The organism is Polaromonas sp. P1_E1_2 (assembly GCF_056406035.1).
This window is the reverse complement of the sequence record NZ_JBFUAZ010000820.1, coordinates 1-1,456: the sequence shown is the minus strand read 5'-3', so window position 1 is coordinate 1,456 and position 1,456 is coordinate 1. Positions and strand designations below refer to the sequence as shown.

Here is a 1,456-nt window from a genome sequence, read left to right as displayed (position 1 = left end):
GTCCGTGCCACCGGCGCGGGTCAGGACCAGTGCTTCAAGTGTTTCACCGCGCTGTGACCGGCCTATGGGCAGCACGGCAGCCCTGACCCCGGGCGTGCGGGAAGCTGCGGCGGCCTGTTCGCGCAGCCATGCCYGGATTTCGGCCTGCGTGGTGAACGTGGTGCGGCCGGCTTGCAGTCCAGGCGTGTTGTAAACAACGGAGGGCGCTGGAAAGCGCGCGGCAACCGCGTCGCTATAAGGTGCTGGTTGGCCGCCCGTTGCTGTCGGGGGCGCCACGGGCGAGGTCTGGACTACAGCGGCCGCAGGCGCAGGACGTTGCGCGGCGGGCGCTGGGGCTGGTGAGGGCGCAGAAGTCTGTGTGGAGGGTGGCGTCCATGGCGGAAGCGGTACCGAAGTGCAGGCGGCCAGCAATGCCAGCGGAAGCAGCAGGGCAAGCGGATACATGCGATACGCGGGCGGAAGGTGAGGGTGTGGAGTGGAATTGTGCGGCATGGTCGGCGTCATTTTTTCCTGCACTTCAAGGCCTGAGCTGGTCGGATGGTGTAACCGTCCATATTACCCGCTTGCCGGAGTGCGGCACGCCGGTTTGGGCGAATTCCCGGGCCTCTGCAGCAAGGCCGCCACGGTTTTTGCCCGACTCCGACAGGTTCCTGTATTCCTACACAAGCGCTCCCGGGTTTCCCACAAATCTCGCGCGAGCGTCGGCCTAAATTGGCTTGGCGGCTGGCTTTGCTGGCCGCATTGAATTTCAACCCACAAACAGACTGACCATTAACCCCAAAGAGGATCCCCATGAGCAAAGCACCTCCGAAAAAGCACGATGCCGTAGACCTGCTGGATGCCGACCATATTGCCGTCAAAAAACTGTTTACCACCTTCAAGAAGTTGTGCGACAGCCATGCGTCCGGCGAGGAGAAGCGCGAAGTAGCCGACAAGATCTGCCAGGAGCTGACGGTRCACGCGCAAATTGARGAAGAAATCTTCTATCCACAAGTGCGCGCGGCCATCAATGACGACGCGCTGCTCGACGAGGCAGAAGTGGAGCACGGTACGGCCAAAGACCTGATCGCACAGATATCGGGCATGGATCCGGAAGACGACCTGTATGACGCTCGTGTGACGGTACTGGGCGAATACATCGACCACCAYGTGAAGGARGAGCGCGAGGAAATGTTCGTCAAGGCCCGCAAGTCCAGGCTGGACCTGGTTGCGTTGGCCGACGAGCTAAGCCAGCGCAAAATGGAACTCATGGACGAATTCAAAACTGCCGAGGTCTGACGGTTTTTGGGCGGGCTTCTCCGGGCCAAAACCCTGCGCCGCTGCGGGTGCGTCCTTTCTGGGAAAATGGGGCTATGTCAGCCCCATTTCCATTTCCCGCTGCGCCTGTATCCGGCGCATCTGCCGCATTGCCGGGCCATCCCTGGCGGCTGAGCGTGGCGCCGATGATGGACTGGAC

1 protein-coding gene and 1 pseudogene are annotated in these 1,456 nt (G+C 61.7%); one reads left to right on the top strand and one right to left on the bottom strand.

Going from position 1 to position 1,456, the window contains the following annotated elements; all coding sequences use genetic code 11:
* Positions 1-444, bottom strand: a pseudogene (locus tag AC1D1P_RS23235) (peptidase M14); the annotation flags it as partial.
* Between the two features lie 348 nt (positions 445-792).
* On the opposite strand from AC1D1P_RS23235, the gene AC1D1P_RS23230 reads away from it, so the two are divergent.
* Entirely contained in the window at positions 793-1,278 is a 486-nt protein-coding gene (locus AC1D1P_RS23230) for a hemerythrin domain-containing protein (RefSeq protein ID WP_477669115.1), read from the top strand.
* Positions 1,279-1,456: the final 178 nt, after the last annotated feature.